The following is an 18,251-nucleotide window of genomic DNA, read 5'->3' as shown; positions in this document are numbered from 1 at the left end:
ATACTCCCTTACGCCAGACTCAGCAGCGGTGAACCAACAGTAACGGCATCACCTTCTTTCACGTTCAGTTCTTGAACCACCCCACCGCGCGCAGCACGAACTTCAGTTTCCATCTTCATTGCTTCTAGGATGAGTAGAACGTCACCTTCCGCTACTTCAGCACCGGGCTGAACATTCACTTTAAAGATGTTACCAGCAAGAGGTGCAGGAACCGCTTCAGCAGCACTATTAACAGGAGCATTTGGCGCTGCAGGTTGAACCGGTGCGGCAGCCCCACTTGGCGTTACCGATGTTAATTGCCCCTGCGGACCTACTTCAACTTCATAAACTTGCCCATCAACTCGCACGCTGTATGTTTCAACACCACCAGCAGCAGCCTGTGTTACTTGTGCAGCGGCAGGTTTCGCAGCTTCTAACGTTGGTGCTGGCTCAAACGCATCTGGGTTGCCACGGTTTTTCAGGAATTTCAGACCAACTTGAGGGAATAACGCGTAAGTTAATACATCATCGACACGTTCGCTCGCAAGCTTAATGCCTTCAGATTGCGCTTTCTCCATCAAATCAACAGTTAGGGTTTCCATTTCCGCTTCAAGCAAGTCCGCTGGACGACAGGTAATTGCCTCTTTACCATCAAGTACTTTCGCTTGTAATTCAGCATTAACTGGCGCAGGAGCGGCACCGTATTCACCTTTTAAAACACCTGCCGTTTCTTTGGTGATGCTCTTGTAGCGCTCACCTGTCAGAACGTTGATTACCGCTTGAGTACCAACAATCTGAGATGTCGGCGTGACCAGTGGAATAAAGCCAAGATCTTCACGTACACGTGGGATCTCTTCCAATACTTCATCAATTCGGTCCGCAGCGCCTTGCTCTTTTAACTGACCTTCCATGTTGGTCAGCATGCCCCCTGGAACTTGGGCGATTAGAATGCGTGAATCCACACCTTTTAGCTGACCTTCCCACTTCGCGTATTTTTTACGTACTTCACGGAAGTAAGCCGCGATAGGCTCGATTTGGTCTAGTTTCAGATTAGTATCTCGCTCAGTGCCTTGCAGCATCGCAACCACGGTCTCAGTAGGCGTATGACCGTATGTACAACTCATCGAAGAAATCGCAGTATCAAGAATATCGATACCCGCTTCTACAGCTTTCACGGCAGTAGCAGTAGATAGACCGGTCGTTGCATGACAGTGAAGCGCTAGTGGTACATCACAAGATGCTTTGATGCGTGTGATCAGCTCTTCCGCTTCATAAGGTTTAAGCAGACCAGACATATCTTTAATACAAAGAGAGTGACAACCTAAGTCTTCAAGACGTTTAGCAAGGTCAACCCATGTGTCTGCGTTATGCACTGGGCTCGTGGTGTAAGACAATGTTCCTTGCGCATGTGCACCAACATCAACAGTGGCTTTCACCGCTTTTTGGAAGTTACGTACGTCATTCATTGCATCAAAGATACGGAATACATCCATACCATTCACGTGCGCACGCTCAACAAACTTCTCTACTACGTCATCGGCATAATGGCGATATCCTAAAAGGTTTTGACCACGCAGTAGCATTTGCATTGGTGTATTTGGCATTGCTTTTTTCAATTCGCGTAGGCGCTCCCATGGGTCTTCACCCAAGAAACGGATACACGCATCAAATGTTGCGCCACCCCAGGTCTCTAACGACCAGTAACCAACCTTATCTAACTCAGCTGCGATAGGCAGCATATCTTCGATACGCATACGCGTAGCAAACAGGGATTGATGGGCGTCACGAAGGACCACATCAGTGATAGCTAGTGGTTTAGACATGCTCTTAAACTCCTTTTTAATCCTATCTTTCGGCTACTTCGCGACTGAGGCGCGATGTTTATGAATCGCAGCCGAGATCGCCGCCACTACTTGTGGACTAACAGCTGAAGAGGTTGATTGAACGTTGGTATTTGTTTTCGGTGCTGCGATCGGCGCTGGTACTTCTTCTGGCACCAATTTAGACATTAGCCGAACGAGATAAACTAGAATGGTGAGGAAAATAAATACGACCGCCATCCCTGTTAGCATCAGGGTGGCCGCATCTACTAGCAGGCTTCCTATATTCGTCATGTTGCTTCCTTTCTTTGTCATCCTGACAATGCGCAGGACTTTAATAGCGTCAAATCCCGACCAATGGATTATCTCGATTGGTTAAATTTTGTCAATTTTGTTTAAGGAAGCTTTTAAATAATCTCTAACATTGATTATTTATTCACTACTCAGATCACAAATTGCACTAAAATTCACTTCCCTAGTGGGATCGCTCAACATATAACCACACTAAATTAAAGTACTTGCAAAAACTGCGATTGGGATTTCAAAATGAAAAGAGGCTTTAAGAATAAAGTGAAATAAAAACAAAAGGATAGAATAAATTAACACACCAAAAACACGACATTAACAATAATAAAACATTAGTTTTATTATCGATGCTTGGATGGGGTTCTCTACCATCGTAAATCAATCAGGCTCGAGAAAGCGCAAGGTGGAGCTTTAAGATGACTATTTAAGCGAAACAAGCGTATTAGCGAAAATAGCTCAGGATCAGGCGCTTGAAGCAGAATCTAGTGCGAAGAAGCGGTGATAAATACGCAAGAGAGACACAATATCTTAGCCAAGCAGCAGATACAAAAAAGCCTCGCATAAGCGAGGCTTTTTTAAAGAGTGGCGCGTCCTGGAGGATTCGAACCTCCGACCGCCTGGTTCGTAGCCAGGTACTCTATCCAGCTGAGCTAAGGACGCACGGTTTTCGATATCAGTATTCCCAATATCAGGAGTTCACAAGGAAACCCTAAAGAGTGGCGCGTCCTGGAGGATTCGAACCTCCGACCGCCTGGTTCGTAGCCAGGTACTCTATCCAGCTGAGCTAAGGACGCGCAATTTTCGATATCAGTATTACCAATATCAGGAATTCACAAGGAAACCCTAAAGAGTGGCGCGTCCTGGAGGATTCGAACCTCCGACCGCCTGGTTCGTAGCCAGGTACTCTATCCAGCTGAGCTAAGGACGCGCAGTTTTCGATATCAGTATTACCAATATCAGGAATTCACAAGGAAACCCTAAAGAGTGGCGCGTCCTGGAGGATTCGAACCTCCGACCGCCTGGTTCGTAGCCAGGTACTCTATCCAGCTGAGCTAAGGACGCGCAGTTTTCGATATCAGTGTTACCAATATCAGGAGTTCACAAGGAAACCCTAAAGAGTGGCGCGTCCTGGAGGATTCGAACCTCCGACCGCCTGGTTCGTAGCCAGGTACTCTATCCAGCTGAGCTAAGGACGCGCAATTTTCGATATCAGTATTCCCAATATCAGGAGTTCACAAGGAAACCCTAAAGAGTGGCGCGTCCTGGAGGATTCGAACCTCCGACCGCCTGGTTCGTAGCCAGGTACTCTATCCAGCTGAGCTAAGGACGCGCAGTAATCTTTATTTTACTTTGTATAACCCGTTTATCAAACGAATTATTAAATAGTGGCGCGTCCTGGAGGATTCGAACCTCCGACCGCCTGGTTCGTAGCCAGGTACTCTATCCAGCTGAGCTAAGGACGCGCAGATCTTCTTGCTAAGAAGTTGTGAAGTAAATCACATTCATTTCTTACGAAACAAAAAAAAGGCCGTTGGGCCAGTCAATGAATGGCGGTGAAGGAGGGATTCGAACCCTCGATACGGGATAAACCGTATACTCCCTTAGCAGGGGAGCGCCTTCAGCCTCTCGGCCACCTCACCGTTTTCATTGTTATATCTCAAAAGAGATATGGCGCGTCCTGGAGGATTCGAACCTCCGACCGCCTGGTTCGTAGCCAGGTACTCTATCCAGCTGAGCTAAGGACGCACTTTTTGTTGATTTCTCAACGTTACAAGAATGGCGGTGAAGGAGGGATTCGAACCCTCGATACGGGATAAACCGTATACTCCCTTAGCAGGGGAGCGCCTTCAGCCTCTCGGCCACCTCACCGTCTTGCGGAGGCACATATTACGTTTTACCGAAAATATGTCAAACACTTTCTTTGAAAAAAAACGCAAAAATCGCTTAACCGATGCGGATTTAATCAAAGTGACTATTAAACAAACTTTACCACCCTATTATGATGAAAAAAAGAGAGTCTTCTCTTAAAAAATGACATTAATCAGAAACTAAAAAGGCTAGCCCTTCGGCTAGCCTTTTTCATTCAAACTAAGCTCTGTAAACAGGAGCAGCTTAGTAGTTACCAGAAGCAACGTTACCATTGCCTTTTTCAGCTTGAATGCGCATGTAGATTTCTTCACGGTGAACAGAAACCTCTTTCGGAGCGTTAACGCCGATACGTACTTGGTTACCTTTAACACCTAGTACAGTTACAGTCACTTCATCACCAATCATAAGTGTTTCGCCTACGCGGCGAGTCAAAATTAGCATTCTTTGCTCCTTGAGTAATCTCTAAATTTTCTTGCTACAAAGCTATTATCCAACAAAAGTTATATTTCCGTAAACTACCTTGTCACTGAAAATTAGCCCAAAAAGGCATGTTTTTGCTGAATGTTCAATGCTTCACTAGATGTAACGTAAGCATCATGAAGAATGTTTGCTGCTGCATCCACACACATAGGTGGTAAGACTAGCATCATAGTGAGTGCATTCGTTGAACAGAAATTGATTGCAATATCTTGCTGTGCCAACAATTCACAGGCATGGTCAACCATTCCATTGGCTTCTAGCCCCACAGCGGTCAACAGGCTTACAGCTTCACTATTACGGATTTTATCGCTGAACACCAGATCCAACTTGGCACATGCATCTTGTTTTATCATGATACCTGTTCGTTCTGTTTCCTCGATCACATTCCAAATGTCGATACCCAACATCTGACATTGCTTTGTAATGCTAGACAAATGTTCGTTGTCGACTTCAATAATGGCAAGGTCACGTTGAATGGCTATACCAGAGACGGCTTTTGAGCCTGCTTCCCCTTTTACCAAACTGCCTTCGTTCAAATCAAATGTCGAAAGCACGCGTAGCGGTACATTGTTCTTCCACGCATACTGCACAGAAGGAAGATGTAAGACCTTTGCTCCGCGGCTAGCCATCGCTTCCATCGAAGGAAAATCAATAACTGCCATCTTTTGAGCGTTTTTTACTACACGTGGGTCACAAGTATAAATACCATCAACGTCGGTAAAGATTTGACACTCATCAGCGCTTAACGCACCAGCCAGTGTCACTGCGCTCGTATCTGAGCCACCTCGACCTAATGTGGTGATATCCCCATTTTCATTCACACCTTGGAATCCTGCCACGATCACGATTTGGTCTTGTTCAAGTAAATCCAGAATCGTAGAAGTATCAATGTGTTTAATCGTCGCGTCATTGTGTTGATTGTCCGTCACAATGTTCGCTTGTGCTCCGGTAAGTGAGCGTGCAGCGTAACCCAATTTATTCAGAGTCATTGCTAGCAGTGCCATCGACACTTGCTCACCAGCAGAGAGCAAAACATCAAGTTCTCGAGCAGTTGGAACGCTATCTACTTGCTTAGCCAGTTCCATTAGTCGGTTTGTTTCGCCTGACATTGCAGACACAACAACGACAACTTGATTACCATCATTCTTCGCCTTAATGATGTGTTCAGCTACCTGGTGGATTCTTTCAATTGAACCCACAGAGGTTCCACCAAACTTTTGCACGATAAGGGGCTTTTTCACCAGTCTTCACCTTCCCAAGACCAAAGTCTCATTAGGACCACTCATACTCCATTGAGATAAATTATATAAGCGGTAGTTACAACAAAAACCAAGCAGCGTAAATGACCTGGTTAAAATACGGTCAATTAAACCACTTGGTTACCATAAAAAAATTACGCCCAATCAAAGAAGCTTGATTGAGCGTAAATCATTTTTTAAAAGCTTATAGGCGTTCTTCTAGCCAAGGCTGTACAGACTGAATCGCCGCAGGTAGCGCTGCAACATCAGTACCACCTGCTTGCGCCATATCTGGGCGACCACCGCCTTTACCGCCAACTTGCTCAGCAACCATCTTAACTAAGTCACCCGCTTTAACTTTGCCGATAAGGTCTTTGGTTACACCTGCAATCAGACCGATCTTGTCATCGTTCACGTTTGCAAGAAGGATAACGCCGCTACCGACTTGGTTTTTGATGTCATCAACCATAGTACGTAGGTTCTTGTTATCTGCGCCTTCTAGAGCAGCAATCAGTACTTTAGTACCGTTGATATCCTGAACTTTACCCATGATATTTGCGCTTTCTGCCGCAGCCATCTTGTCTTTCAGTTTCTGGATTTCTTTCTCTAGAGATTTTGCTTTCTGTGCTGATTCAGCCAGTTTCTCTTCGTACTTAGCCGCTTGAGCTTCGATTGCATCTAGTGCACCTTCACCCGTTACCGCTTCGATACGACGGATACCTGCTGCGATACCACCTTCAGATGTGATCTTGAATAGACCGATATCACCTGTGTTTGAAGCGTGGATACCACCACAAAGTTCAGTAGAGAAGTCGCCCATAGACAGTACGCGTACTTCGTCGTCGTACTTCTCGCCGAATAGTGCCATTGCGCCTTTCTTCTTCGCAGACTCAATGTCCATCACGTTAGTTTCAATCGTGTGGTTGCGACGAATTTGCGCGTTGACTAGACGCTCTACTTCTTTCAGCTCTGCTGCCGTTACGGCTTCTAGGTGTGAGAAGTCGAAACGTAGGCTGTCAGCTTTCACTAGAGAGCCTTTCTGCGTTACGTGCTCACCAAGAACTTGGCGAAGTGCTGCGTGTAGCAAGTGCGTTGCTGAGTGGTTTAGAGAAATAGCTGCGCGACGCTCTGCGTCAACGATAGTTGCTACTTCGTCACCTTTCGCTAGAACGCCTTCTGCCATTACACCGTGGTGTGCGATTGCGTTACCTAGTTTTTGAGTGTCTTCAACACGGAATACACCAGACTCAGTGCGGATTTCACCAGCGTCACCACACTGACCGCCTGACTCTGCGTAGAATGGTGTTTCACCAAGCACGATGATTGCTTTGTCGCCTGCAGATAGAGATTCTACTTCGTTGCCTTCAACGAACATCGCCGCTACAGAGCTAGAGCCTTTAGTGCCTGCGTAACCACAGAATTCTGTTTGCGTATCAACTTTGATTGCTGCGTTGTAGTCAGTACCAAAGTTACCAGCTTCACGCGCACGTTGACGCTGCTCTTCCATCGCTTTCTCGAAACCTTCTTCGTCGATTGCAAACTCACGTTCACGTGCAACGTCGTTAGTTAAGTCAGCTGGGAAGCCGTAAGTATCGTAAAGTTTAAATACGGTTTCGCCGTCTAGAACTTTACCGTCTAGGTTATCTAGCGCTTCGTTTAGAATCGCCATACCGCGCTCAAGTGTACGACCGAAGTTTTCTTCTTCGATACGCAGTACTTTTTCAACCACAGCTTGTTGACGCTTCAGCTCTTCACCAGCCGTACCCATGATTTCCGCTAGTACACCAACCAGTTTGTGGAAGAATGCACCTTGTGCGCCTAGCTTGTTACCGTGACGAACTGCACGACGGATGATACGACGTAGAACGTAACCACGACCTTCGTTTGAAGGCATAACGCCATCAACGATCAGGAATGAACATGAACGGATATGGTCAGCGATAACGCGTAGCGATTGGTTTGATAGATCTTCGTAGCCAATCACTTCAGCAGCAGCTTTGATAAGAGCTTGGAATACATCGATTTCGTAGTTTGAGTGAACGCCTTGCATGATTGCAGAGATACGCTCGATACCCATACCAGTATCTACCGATGGTTTTGGTAGCGGTTCCATAGTGCCGTCTGCGTGACGGTTGAACTGCATGAATACGTTGTTCCAGATCTCGATGAAACGGTCACCATCTTCTTCAGGTGTGCCAGGACGGCCACCCCAGATGTGCTCACCGTGATCGTAGAAGATTTCAGTACATGGACCACAAGGACCTGTGTCACCCATTTGCCAGAAGTTATCTGACTCGTATGGTTTACCACCTTTCTTGTCGCCGATGCGAATAATGCGGTCTGCTGGAACGCCTACTTTTTTGTTCCAGATATCGAATGCTTCGTCGTCTGTCTCGTAAACTGTTACAAGTAGACGGTCTGCTGGCAGCTTAAGGGTTTCTGTTAGGAATTCCCATGCGAAAGAAATTGCGTCTTCCTTGAAGTAGTCACCAAAGCTGAAGTTACCTAGCATTTCAAAGAAAGTGTGGTGACGAGCTGTAAAGCCAACGTTTTCCAGGTCGTTGTGTTTACCACCAGCACGTACACAACGTTGAGCCGTAGTCGCTCGAGTGTAGGCTCGTTTTTCTAAGCCTAAGAAACAATCTTTAAATTGGTTCATACCCGCGTTTGTGAACAGCAGGGTTGGGTCGTTATGTGGAACTAACGATGAACTTTCTACGATTTGGTGTCCTTTGCTCTCAAAGAACTTGAGGAACGCGTTACGAACCTCATCAGTGCTCATGTACATGCAGCTCTTCCTGAAAATAGTCGAGTTAGAATTTTGCCGTATTGTAGATCATGCAATCAGCTACGACTAGTTTTCTTGCGGAAAAGAGGCATTAGAAGAAAAAATTTGAAGCAAAACAAAAAACAGTGCGAACGACTGACCGTTAATCTTCGTCCTCAAAGCTCAGCGCGTAGCTAATTTGGTCAAAACTGTAGCCACGATATTGCAGAAATCGCACTTGTTTAGCGTACTCTTTCTGGTCTTTGGCTTTTATTCCTTTGAATTTCTTCTCAGCAGCCATTCTTGCCAGTTCAAACCAGTCTTGTGGCTCTTCTGCCATTGCCATATCGATGATGGATTCTGCTACACGTTTTTGGTTCAATTCTTGACGAATTCGGCGCTCGCCATGCCCTTTGTAAACATGTTGACGCACTTGGCTTTTGGCATAGCGCAGGTCATCCAAATAGTTGTGGTCGAGACAAAAATTGATTGCCGATTCTATGGCTGCCTCTTCATAACCTTTTAGAGCCAGCTTTTGGTATAACTCGTATTGCCCATGGTCTCGACGGCTCAATAATTGAATAGCCGCTTCTTTGCTAGATAGAGTCGGCGCTTGACGCTTTTGGTACATGGTGATCCTAAAACTGTTTTTGCTGTACAGGATTTATCTCAATCGTAGTAAATAACCGCTCACTCTAACCTACTAACACGCTAGTTCTGATCGCTTGCCTACCCTAATTGATATAAGCCCATCCTTTGTTTTTTCGATTTTTATTTCAGCAGATACAACAAAGCCCCGCATAGCAGGGCCTTGTTCAATATGACTCAGTAAGAAGATTAAAACTCTTCTTCTTGCTCTGATTTTTCACCTGATTCTGGTGCTTCAGGTAGTGCTGGTGAAAGTAGCATTTCACGCAGTTTAGTATCGATAGTCTTACCGATTTCTGGGTTTTCGCGTAAGTAGTTACAAGCGTTTGCTTTACCTTGACCAATCTTGTCGCCTTGGTAGCTGTACCATGCACCTGCTTTTTCAACTAGCTTGTGCTTCACGCCTAGGTCAATCAGTTCGCCTTCACGGTTGAAACCTTGGCCGTACATGATTTGCGTGTTTGCTTCTTTAAACGGTGCTGCAATCTTGTTCTTAACAACTTTGATGCGCGTTTCGTTACCTACTACTTCGTCACCTTCTTTGATAGCGCCAGTACGACGGATATCTAGACGAACAGAAGCGTAGAACTTAAGTGCGTTACCACCAGTCGTTGTTTCTGGGTTACCGAACATCACACCAATCTTCATACGGATTTGGTTGATGAAGATACACATACAGTTAGATTGCTTTAGGTTACCCGTTAGCTTACGCATCGCTTGAGAAAGCATACGTGCTTGAAGACCCATGTGGCTGTCGCCCATTTCGCCTTCAATTTCTGCTTTTGGTGTTAGTGCTGCAACTGAGTCGACAACCATAACGTCGATAGCACCAGAACGTGCAAGTGCGTCACAGATCTCTAGCGCTTGCTCACCCGTATCAGGCTGAGAAACCAATAGTGCGTCGATATCAACGCCAAGTTTCTTCGCGTATACAGGGTCTAGCGCGTGCTCTGCATCGATAAACGCACAAGTTTTGCCTTCACGTTGCGCAGCAGCAATAAGCTCAAGAGTTAGCGTTGTTTTACCTGAAGATTCTGGACCGTAGATTTCTACGATACGACCCATTGGTAGACCACCAGCACCCAAAGCGATATCAAGAGAAAGAGAACCCGTTGAGATGGTTTCTACGTCCATTGCGCGGTTATCACCAAGGCGCATGATAGAGCCTTTACCGAATTGCTTTTCAATTTGACCTAGCGCAGCGGCGAGCGCTTTCTGTTTGTTCTCGTCCATTACTTTCTCCGATTTATTCATCTTGTTTTGGGCGACGAATAGTAATTCATTTTTCTTAAGCAGAAGAACTGCTCAGCAATGAAAGTCATTATACTGTTGATTCATACAGTGTCCATACCTGTATGAAAAAAATTTGACTAACCTAAAGCCATGATTTGCTCTAGCCCTTATCAAATCTGGGCTAAGGCAATTTCACAAATTCTAAATCAGATGTTGATACAATTGAGTCAGTGCGTGTTCGACCGCTTTTTTGCGAACTTGAGCACGGTCACCAGTGAAATGCATGGTATCCACTTGCTGCCAGTTTTGGTTATCAGCGAAGGCAAAACAGACCGTACCGACAGGTTTCTCTTCACTGCCTCCTCCTGGTCCAGCAATACCACTGATGGACACGCCGATAGTAGCATTCGAATTACGAATGGCACCTTGTACCATTTCAATCACAACGGGTTCGCTCACCGCACCATGAGCTTCCAACGTTGAAGCTTGTACACCAAGCATCTCCATTTTGGCTTCATTACTGTAAGTGACAAACGCCCGGTCAAGCCACGCAGAACTGCCAGCAATATCAGTAATAGCAGTTGCAACACCGCCACCCGTGCATGATTCTGCCGTCGTTAAAACATGTCCATGCTTAGCCAATAATGCACCTAAATCGGCACTCAATTTTGTTGCTCGTTCCATAGCCAAAAATGCCCTTTGTCTCTTTTTACTTGATAGGGATTCACGTATCCTAAGCCGCTACGGAAATAAACAAAAGTACTTACCTGTGAAAGCTGAACAAAAACACACTCCGATGATGCAGCAATATCTCAAGCTAAAGGCTGAGAACCCAGAAATCTTGCTGTTTTACCGCATGGGCGACTTCTACGAACTCTTCTACGACGATGCTAAACGCGCATCTCAATTGCTTGATATTTCGTTGACTAAACGTGGTGCATCGGCAGGTGAACCTATCCCGATGGCTGGCGTTCCATTCCACGCCGTTGAAGGTTATCTAGCCAAACTTGTTCAGCTTGGTGAGTCTGTCGCGATCTGTGAACAGATTGGCGATCCTGCAACAAGCAAAGGTCCAGTTGAACGTAAAGTAGTACGCATTGTTACACCAGGTACAGTAACCGACGAAGCACTGCTGTCAGAGCGTATCGACAACCTGATTGCGTCTATTTACCATCACAATGGTAAGTTCGGTTACGCGACATTGGATGTGACTTCGGGTCGCTTCCAATTAGTTGAGCCTGAAACCGAAGAAGCAATGGCTGCTGAACTGCAACGTACTGCGCCTCGTGAATTACTCTTCCCTGAAGATTTTGAACCCGTACATCTGATGTCAAACCGTAACGGTAACCGTCGTCGTCCTGTCTGGGAATTTGAGCTAGATACCGCTAAGCAGCAATTGAACCAACAATTTGGTACGCGCGACTTGGTAGGCTTTGGGGTTGAGCACGCTTCACTGGGTCTGTGTGCTGCGGGTTGTTTGATCCAATACGTAAAAGATACTCAGCGTACTGCCCTACCACACATTCGTTCATTGACGTTTGATCGCCAAGATCACTCAGTCATTCTTGATGCGGCAACACGTCGCAACTTAGAGTTGACGCAAAACCTATCTGGTGGGACCGATAACACGCTAGCCGAAGTACTCGATCACTGTGCGACCCCAATGGGCAGCCGTATGCTGAAGCGCTGGTTACATCAACCAATGCGCTGTGTCGATACTCTTAACAACCGTCTTGATGCAATTGGTGAGATCAAAGATCAGAGCTTGTTCACCGACATTCAACCAATTTTCAAACAAATTGGTGACATCGAGCGTATCCTAGCCCGTTTGGCGCTGCGCTCAGCACGTCCGCGCGATATGGCTCGTCTACGCCATGCGATGCAACAGTTGCCAGAGTTGGAAGCAGTCACTTCTTCTCTAGCTCACCCATACCTTAAAAAGTTGGCTCAATTTGCTGCGCCAATGGATGAGGTATGCGACTTACTTGAGCGCGCAATCAAAGAAAACCCGCCAGTGGTTATTCGCGAGGGAGGCGTGATTGCAGAAGGCTACAATGCGGAACTTGATGAATGGCGAAAGCTTGCAGACGGCGCAACCGAGTATCTTGAAAAACTCGAAGCAGACGAGCGTGAACGTCATGGTATCGACACCCTAAAAGTTGGCTACAACGCTGTACACGGTTTCTTCATTCAGGTTAGCCGTGGTCAAAGCCACTTGGTTCCACCACACTATGTACGTCGCCAAACACTGAAAAATGCAGAACGCTATATCATTCCAGAGCTGAAAGAGCACGAAGATAAAGTTCTGAATTCAAAATCAAAAGCACTAGCAGTTGAGAAAAAACTGTGGGAAGAGCTATTTGATTTGTTGATGCCAAACCTTGAGAAGATGCAAAACCTTGCTTCGGCGATCTCTCAGTTGGACGTACTACAAAACCTAGCCGAGCGTGCAGATTCACTTGATTACTGTCGCCCAACATTGGACAAAGAGGCGGGCATTAGCATTCAAGCGGGTCGTCATCCTGTCGTGGAGCAAGTAACAAGCGAACCATTTATAGCTAACCCAATTGAACTGAGCTCAGATCGTAAGATGTTGATCATCACTGGTCCAAACATGGGTGGTAAATCAACCTACATGCGCCAGACTGCATTGATTGCTTTGATGGCTCACATTGGTTCATACGTTCCTGCAGAATCAGCTCATATTGGATCTCTAGACCGCATCTTTACTCGTATCGGTGCATCTGATGATTTGGCATCTGGCCGTTCAACCTTCATGGTAGAAATGACTGAAACCGCCAACATTCTTCACAACGCCACTAAGAACAGCTTGGTGCTGATGGATGAAATTGGTCGCGGTACCAGTACTTACGATGGTCTGTCTTTGGCATGGGCAAGTGCAGAATGGCTTGCAACTCAGATTGGGGCAATGACTCTGTTCGCAACGCACTACTTCGAACTGACTGAGCTGCCAAACTTGCTGCCAAATCTCGCTAACGTTCACCTTGATGCGGTAGAACACGGTGACAGCATTGCTTTTATGCATGCAGTTCAAGAAGGCGCGGCAAGCAAGTCTTATGGTCTAGCGGTTGCTGGTTTAGCGGGCGTTCCAAAACCAGTCATCAAGAATGCACGTCACAAACTGTCGCAGCTTGAACAATTAGGTCAAGGTAATGACTCACCTCGTCCGAGTACCGTTGATGTGGCAAACCAACTCAGCCTGATCCCTGAACCTAGTGATGTTGAACAAGCATTGTCGAATATCGACCCTGATGATTTAACGCCGCGTCAGGCACTGGAAGAGCTATACCGCTTGAAGAAGATGCTCTAGTTCTTGGGCTAACTGGTACAGTAAAACGCAAAAAGGCTATGGTCACCCATAGCCTTTTGTTTATTCTGATCTAGCCTCTATCGCTGCCTACGTTTAGTCGTCTTCTACGTTGAACAAGTTTTCCATGTTCAGACCTTGTTTAATCAAGATCTCGCGTAGTCGACGTAAGCCTTCCACTTGGATCTGGCGAACACGTTCGCGTGTTAAACCAATTTCACGTCCCACTTCTTCAAGCGTTGATGGCTCATAACCAAGCAGACCAAAACGACGTGCCAGCACTTCTTTCTGTTTTGGATTCAGCTCTTCTAGCCAATGGATCAATGAAGATTTGATGTCATCGTCTTGAGTGGAAACTTCAGGATCCGAGTTGTTTGCATCAGGAATAATATCCAGTAACGCTTTCTCGCCGTCACCACCGATTGGAGTATCGACAGAGCTAATACGCTCGTTAAGGCGAAGCATTTTACTTACGTCTTCTACTGGGATATCTAACTGTGCAGCAATCTCTTCTGCTGTTGGTTCATGGTCGAGCTTCTGAGAAAGTTCACGCGCTGTACGCAGATAAATGTTCAGCTCTTTAACCACATGAATTGGCAGACGGATTGTACGAGTTTGGTTCATCAACGCACGTTCGATCGTTTGGCGAATCCACCACGTCGCGTAAGTTGAGAAACGGAAGCCTCGTTCTGGATCAAACTTCTCGACCGCACGGATCAAACCTAGGTTACCTTCTTCAATAAGATCAAGAAGCGCAAGACCACGATTGCTGTATCGGCGAGAGATCTTCACTACAAGACGCAAGTTACTTTCGATCATGCGTTTGCGAGCGGCTTCATCGCCACGCAGTGCACGTCGTGCATAAAGTACTTCTTCTTCTGCAGTAAGTAGAGGTGAGAAACCAATTTCACCTAGGTAAAGCTGAGTCGCGTCTAGGCTCTTGCTGCTCGCATCAAACTCTTCGCGTGCTGCTGTTTTGGTTCCGTTAGATGGTTTTTCAAGTCCGTTAGAAATGCCTTCCGATTGTGCATTATCATATTCGAACTCTTCAACTTTGGTTACTGTGTTGCTGATACTCATAACGCCTCCCCCTGGCGAGTTAGCAAGACATGACAACTCAATATGTCGCTAAATGATGTCGCAAGTTGTTATTCAAAGTTCTACGGTAAATAGCGCTTTGGATTCACTGATTTACCTTGATAGCGAATTTCAAAGTGAAGTTTGACGGATTTAGAACCAGAACTACCCATGGTCGCTATTTTTTGTCCGCTCTTAACACTTTGTCCTTCTGAGACCAGCAATCTGTCATTGTGTGCGTATGCGCTTAAATAATTGTCGTTATGCTTCACTATAATTAGGTTGCCATAACCTCGTAGCGCATTACCTGAGTACACGACTGTGCCGGCTGCGGTTGAAACGATTGGCTGACCACGCTGTCCTGCGATGTCTATGCCTTTATTTCCTTGTTCTCCCGCTGAGAAGTTCTTGATTACTCTCCCTTTTGTTGGCCATAACCACTTCGATACTTTATCGTTTTTCGCGGTAGTTACTGGCGGTTTCGGTTTAACATTCTGATTACCTTTTGACCCAACATACTCCTTTGGTTTGGATTGTTCAACCTTCTTTGGAGGCTGTTTTTGTGCAACTTGAGTCTTAGTCGGTTTAGGTTTTTGAGTAGAGCTTTTACTTGAATTTGACGGCTTTGACGCTGTTGATGTTTTAGTCACTGGAACAGGTTTCGCCGCAACTACAGGAGCAACAACGGGTTCCACTTTATGACCATATTTAGGCGCAACATATTTCGGAGCCCAAAGTTTTAACTTCTGCCCCGGGAAAATCGTATAAGGCGCAGACAATTCATTGTAACGAACAAGATCATTTACATCCTTATCTGTGACGTAGGCAATAAAATAAAGGGTATCACCTTTCTTTACTTCGTAATAACTCCCTCTATAACTACCACGCTCAACCGTCGAGTAATCTTTATTTAGGCTTGAAACAGGTGCAGGTGAATGAGCCGCGCAACCAACCAGTCCCGCAGCCAATAAACAGCTAATACCAAAACGACGTAATAACTTCTTCACCTAGTCTTTAACCCTTAAGCTAAATCACCTGCAACTAATGGCACAAATCTTACCATTTCTACCACGGTCGACAGATATTGTTCACCCTGACGTTCAATTTTTAATAGTTGTTGTTCATCTTCACCAACAGGAATGATCATCTTACCGCCCTCTTTCAGCTGGGATAGAAGTGCTTGGGGAACACTTTCCGCTGCCGCAGTGACAATAATCGCATCGAATGGACCTTTCGCTTCCCATCCAAGCCAACCATCTCCATGTTTGGTAGAGACGTTATAAATATCCAGTTGTTTCAGACGACGCTTAGCATCCCATTGCAAAGACTTAATGCGTTCAACGGAATAGACATGATCGACAATTTGCGCAAGCACTGCAGTTTGGTAACCCGAGCCCGTGCCGATTTCTAAAACATTACTGTCCGATTTTAGATCAAGCAGCTCTGTCATTTTTGCAACGATATAAGGCTGAGAAATAGTTTGTCCCTGACCAATCGGCAGCGCATTGTTGTCGTACGCTTGGTGCATCATTGCTTGTGAGACAAAGCTCTCACGCGGTAGTCGATAAATCGCATCCAACACACGTTGATCACTGATGCCACTGGAGATAAGAAACGCTATCAACCTGTCAGCATGTGGGTTACTCATTAACTCTCTTCCTTTAACCAACTGTCCATTGCGCGCAGCGACTCATGAGCGGTGAGATCGACTTGCAGCGGCGTGATTGAAACAAAACCATGTTCAATGGCATAAAAGTCCGTACCGATGCCAGCATCTTGCTCTTTACCCGGAGGACCAAGCCAATAAATATCATGTCCGCGTGGATCTTTCTGCTTAATCATATTCTCAGCGTGATGACGCGCACCCAAGCGAGTCACTTCTATCTCACCAAGTTCTTCAAACGGAAGATCAGGGACGTTTACATTCAATAGACGGTTGGTTGGAATTGGGCGAATCAGATGCTGCTCAACCAACTGGCGAGCAATTTTAGCAGCAGATTCAAAATGTTGTTTACCGACTAGAGAGAAAGCAATCGCCTGCACGCCAAGGAAGTGTCCTTCCATAGCAGCAGCCACCGTGCCGGAGTACAAAACGTCATCACCTAGATTTGCGCCATGATTGATGCCTGACAGCACAAGGTCTGGCAAATCATCTTTCATCAACTCATTCAGCGCAAAGTGTACACAGTCTGTTGGCGTACCTTGCACAGAGAATGTCTTTGGCGCAATCTCGGTGACACGCAGCGGTTGCTCCAGCGTCAATGAGTTAGATGCACCAGAGCGGTTTCTATCTGGTGCGACAATCGTTACTTCGGCAATGCTTCTCAGCTCATCAGCAAGCGCATGAATTCCTTGAGCATGAACACCATCATCATTGCTGAGCAGTATTCTTAATGGCTTCGCGTTGTGTGAATCCATTTCCATTAATATTCTCTTTCTACCTTTTCTTCGATGACCAGCTCACGCACGATTGAGGTCGCAAATGAACCCGCATCCAGCGAGAATGTCATCGTGATGTTATTACCATCGACCGTCCAAGCTAGGTATTGTGGCTTGAGTGCGATATCGCGGCGGTCGTGACGCATACGGTTACCGCGAATCAGTGCCATCAAATCTGGTTCTTCATCTAAGAACGGTTGTTCTAAGGTTAGCGCATCCGCTTGAGTTGGTAGTGCGTTATCGCCCGCCATTGCCGCGGTGATCGCCACTTCGCCTTGAGCAAATTGTGCTTGTAACTCGGCGATGTTGCTTGCATCAACTAACTGAGTGCCAGAAGCTGTCTGCGCAACATCACCGTCGATGAACTTGTCAAATACACCATTCTCTAGGCGAGCTGAAACAATGCGGTTGAAGATCCACGAACGAGCCGCTGACAGATACATGCTGCGTTTGTTTTGATTGCGGGTACGAACGTTCTCGCGTCCCCATCGACGTGCTTCTTCAAGGTTGTTGCCATCGTTACCAAAACGCTGACTACCAAAGTAGTTTGGCACACCCACTTGTTTCACTTTTTCAAGACGTTGTTCAACATCCGCTATATCTGTCACTTCAGACAAAGTAACCACGAACTCGTTCCCTACTAAGTCACCAGGGCGCAGTTTTTTATTGTGACGATCCGTTGCTAGGATCTCGATGCTCGGGTATTGCGCCAAAAATGCTGAAAAATCTGGCGTTTCACCTTTTGGTAAATGCACACTTAGCCACTGTTCAGTCACAGCATGACGGTCTTTAAGACCCGCCCAGCTAACGTCTTTCGACTTAACACCACAGGCTTTTGCTAGTTCGTTAGCAACGAAACTGGTGTTCTCACCTGTTTTACGGATACGAACCATTAAATGCTCGCCTTCACCCGTAAAGGCAAAACCTAAATCTTCGCGAACCTGAAAGTGCTCTGGCTGCGCTTTGATTTTTGCAGATGCAACTGGCTTACCTGTTAGGTAAGCCAATGAAGATAAAATGTCTGACATGATGTATTTCCGCTGATATCACAGCTTAGAGGAGCAAAT

General features: G+C 46.1%; 14 protein-coding genes and 10 tRNA genes. 1 reads left to right on the top strand and 23 read right to left on the bottom strand.

Translation table 11 applies throughout. The features are described from left to right. Window positions 1-8: 8 nt before the first annotated feature. The 18 genes from oadA to pncC form a co-directional block, all read right to left on the bottom strand. Window positions 9-1,802 (bottom strand): sodium-extruding oxaloacetate decarboxylase subunit alpha, encoded by a 1,794-nt coding sequence (gene oadA, locus QMY49_RS01045; RefSeq protein WP_017189124.1) that lies wholly within the window; start codon window positions 1,800-1,802, stop codon window positions 9-11. Between the two features lie 33 nt (window positions 1,803-1,835). Beyond that, window positions 1,836-2,093, bottom strand: coding sequence for an oxaloacetate decarboxylase subunit gamma (locus QMY49_RS01040; protein WP_005448441.1), 258 nt, complete (start codon window positions 2,091-2,093; stop codon window positions 1,836-1,838). Window positions 2,094-2,688: 595 nt separating this feature from the next. Next, a tRNA-Arg gene (locus QMY49_RS01035) sits at window positions 2,689-2,765 on the bottom strand. Between the two features lie 57 nt (window positions 2,766-2,822). Then, window positions 2,823-2,899: transfer RNA gene (locus QMY49_RS01030), tRNA-Arg, on the bottom strand. A gap of 57 nt (window positions 2,900-2,956) precedes the next feature. Beyond that, a tRNA-Arg gene (locus QMY49_RS01025) sits at window positions 2,957-3,033 on the bottom strand. 57 nt (window positions 3,034-3,090) lie between these two features. Further along, window positions 3,091-3,167 (bottom strand) — tRNA-Arg (locus tag QMY49_RS01020). Window positions 3,168-3,224: 57 nt separating this feature from the next. Beyond that, a tRNA-Arg gene (locus QMY49_RS01015) sits at window positions 3,225-3,301 on the bottom strand. Between the two features lie 57 nt (window positions 3,302-3,358). Further along, window positions 3,359-3,435, bottom strand: a tRNA-Arg gene (locus tag QMY49_RS01010). Between the two features lie 56 nt (window positions 3,436-3,491). Further along, window positions 3,492-3,568, bottom strand: a tRNA-Arg gene (locus tag QMY49_RS01005). Window positions 3,569-3,653: 85 nt separating this feature from the next. Next, window positions 3,654-3,745: transfer RNA gene (locus QMY49_RS01000), tRNA-Ser, on the bottom strand. Window positions 3,746-3,774: 29 nt separating this feature from the next. Continuing rightward, a tRNA-Arg gene (locus QMY49_RS00995) sits at window positions 3,775-3,851 on the bottom strand. A gap of 31 nt (window positions 3,852-3,882) precedes the next feature. Further along, window positions 3,883-3,974: transfer RNA gene (locus tag QMY49_RS00990), tRNA-Ser, on the bottom strand. A gap of 243 nt (window positions 3,975-4,217) precedes the next feature. Further along, entirely contained in the window at window positions 4,218-4,415 is a 198-nt protein-coding gene (gene csrA, locus QMY49_RS00985) for a carbon storage regulator CsrA (RefSeq protein WP_004415691.1), read from the bottom strand. A 92-nt stretch (window positions 4,416-4,507) separates the two neighbouring features. After that, window positions 4,508-5,695 carry an aspartate kinase gene (locus QMY49_RS00980; RefSeq protein WP_005452123.1) on the bottom strand — a complete coding sequence of 396 codons (1,188 nt, stop codon included), beginning with the start codon at window positions 5,693-5,695 and terminating at the stop codon, window positions 4,508-4,510. A 202-nt stretch (window positions 5,696-5,897) separates the two neighbouring features. Further along, window positions 5,898-8,480 carry an alanine--tRNA ligase gene (gene alaS, locus QMY49_RS00975; RefSeq protein ID WP_005452121.1) on the bottom strand — a complete coding sequence of 861 codons (2,583 nt, stop codon included), beginning with the start codon at window positions 8,478-8,480 and terminating at the stop codon, window positions 5,898-5,900. 142 nt (window positions 8,481-8,622) lie between these two features. After that, a complete protein-coding gene (gene recX, locus QMY49_RS00970; RefSeq protein WP_047512935.1) occupies window positions 8,623-9,090 on the bottom strand; it encodes a recombination regulator RecX in 468 nt (155 codons plus the stop codon). A 206-nt stretch (window positions 9,091-9,296) separates the two neighbouring features. Further along, entirely contained in the window at window positions 9,297-10,340 is a 1,044-nt protein-coding gene (recA, locus tag QMY49_RS00965; protein WP_005436413.1) for a recombinase RecA, read from the bottom strand. Window positions 10,341-10,541: 201 nt separating this feature from the next. Beyond that, the gene (pncC, locus tag QMY49_RS00960) at window positions 10,542-11,024 is read right to left on the bottom strand and encodes a nicotinamide-nucleotide amidase (RefSeq protein ID WP_009703950.1); all 483 of its coding nucleotides are present in this window, start codon (window positions 11,022-11,024) and stop codon (window positions 10,542-10,544) included. 85 nt (window positions 11,025-11,109) lie between these two features. On the opposite strand from pncC, the gene mutS reads away from it, so the two are divergent. Further along, window positions 11,110-13,671: a DNA mismatch repair protein MutS gene (gene mutS, locus QMY49_RS00955; protein ID WP_009698766.1), complete on the top strand. Its 2,562-nt coding sequence runs from the start codon at window positions 11,110-11,112 to the stop codon at window positions 13,669-13,671. A gap of 93 nt (window positions 13,672-13,764) precedes the next feature. On the opposite strand, the gene rpoS is transcribed toward mutS, so the two are convergent. The 5 genes from rpoS to truD form a co-directional block, all read right to left on the bottom strand. Further along, window positions 13,765-14,748 (bottom strand): RNA polymerase sigma factor RpoS, encoded by a 984-nt coding sequence (gene rpoS / locus QMY49_RS00950; protein WP_005452115.1) that lies wholly within the window; start codon window positions 14,746-14,748, stop codon window positions 13,765-13,767. Between the two features lie 80 nt (window positions 14,749-14,828). Continuing rightward, a complete protein-coding gene (locus QMY49_RS00945; protein ID WP_009698767.1) occupies window positions 14,829-15,752 on the bottom strand; it encodes a peptidoglycan DD-metalloendopeptidase family protein in 924 nt (307 codons plus the stop codon). A gap of 14 nt (window positions 15,753-15,766) precedes the next feature. Continuing rightward, window positions 15,767-16,393 (bottom strand): protein-L-isoaspartate(D-aspartate) O-methyltransferase, encoded by a 627-nt coding sequence (locus tag QMY49_RS00940; RefSeq protein WP_005452113.1) that lies wholly within the window; start codon window positions 16,391-16,393, stop codon window positions 15,767-15,769. After that, window positions 16,393-17,169 carry a 5'/3'-nucleotidase SurE gene (gene surE, locus QMY49_RS00935; RefSeq protein WP_009698768.1) on the bottom strand — a complete coding sequence of 259 codons (777 nt, stop codon included), beginning with the start codon at window positions 17,167-17,169 and terminating at the stop codon, window positions 16,393-16,395. The genes QMY49_RS00940 and surE overlap by 1 nt, the downstream gene beginning before the upstream one ends. Beyond that, window positions 17,169-18,212 (bottom strand): tRNA pseudouridine(13) synthase TruD, encoded by a 1,044-nt coding sequence (gene truD, locus QMY49_RS00930; RefSeq protein WP_152163045.1) that lies wholly within the window; start codon window positions 18,210-18,212, stop codon window positions 17,169-17,171. Before truD ends, surE begins: the two co-directional genes overlap by 1 nt. Window positions 18,213-18,251 lie beyond the last annotated feature (39 nt).

Source organism: Vibrio harveyi (genome assembly GCF_030060435.1).
GTDB classification, from domain to species: domain Bacteria; phylum Pseudomonadota; class Gammaproteobacteria; order Enterobacterales; family Vibrionaceae; genus Vibrio; species Vibrio harveyi.
Note: the sequence above shows the minus strand (reverse complement) of the source record. Positions and strands in the feature narration are given on the sequence as shown.

Excerpts from the sequence above, each read along its gene's own strand:
- oadA (WP_017189124.1), bottom strand. The coding sequence starts at position 1,802 with ATGTCTAAACCACTAGCTATCACTGATGTGGTCCTTCGTGACGCCCAT.
- QMY49_RS01040 (WP_005448441.1), bottom strand. The coding sequence starts at position 2,093 with ATGACGAATATAGGAAGCCTGCTAGTAGATGCGGCCACCCTGATGCTA.
- csrA (WP_004415691.1), bottom strand. The coding sequence starts at position 4,415 with ATGCTAATTTTGACTCGCCGCGTAGGCGAAACACTTATGATTGGTGAT.
- alaS (WP_005452121.1), bottom strand. The coding sequence starts at position 8,480 with ATGTACATGAGCACTGATGAGGTTCGTAACGCGTTCCTCAAGTTCTTT.
- recX (WP_047512935.1), bottom strand. The coding sequence starts at position 9,090 with ATGTACCAAAAGCGTCAAGCGCCGACTCTATCTAGCAAAGAAGCGGCT.
- recA (WP_005436413.1), bottom strand. The coding sequence starts at position 10,340 with ATGGACGAGAACAAACAGAAAGCGCTCGCCGCTGCGCTAGGTCAAATT.
- pncC (WP_009703950.1), bottom strand. The coding sequence starts at position 11,024 with ATGGAACGAGCAACAAAATTGAGTGCCGATTTAGGTGCATTATTGGCT.
- rpoS (WP_005452115.1), bottom strand. The coding sequence starts at position 14,748 with ATGAGTATCAGCAACACAGTAACCAAAGTTGAAGAGTTCGAATATGAT.
- QMY49_RS00940 (WP_005452113.1), bottom strand. The coding sequence starts at position 16,393 with ATGAGTAACCCACATGCTGACAGGTTGATAGCGTTTCTTATCTCCAGT.
- surE (WP_009698768.1), bottom strand. The coding sequence starts at position 17,169 with ATGGAAATGGATTCACACAACGCGAAGCCATTAAGAATACTGCTCAGC.
- truD (WP_152163045.1), bottom strand. The coding sequence starts at position 18,212 with ATGTCAGACATTTTATCTTCATTGGCTTACCTAACAGGTAAGCCAGTT.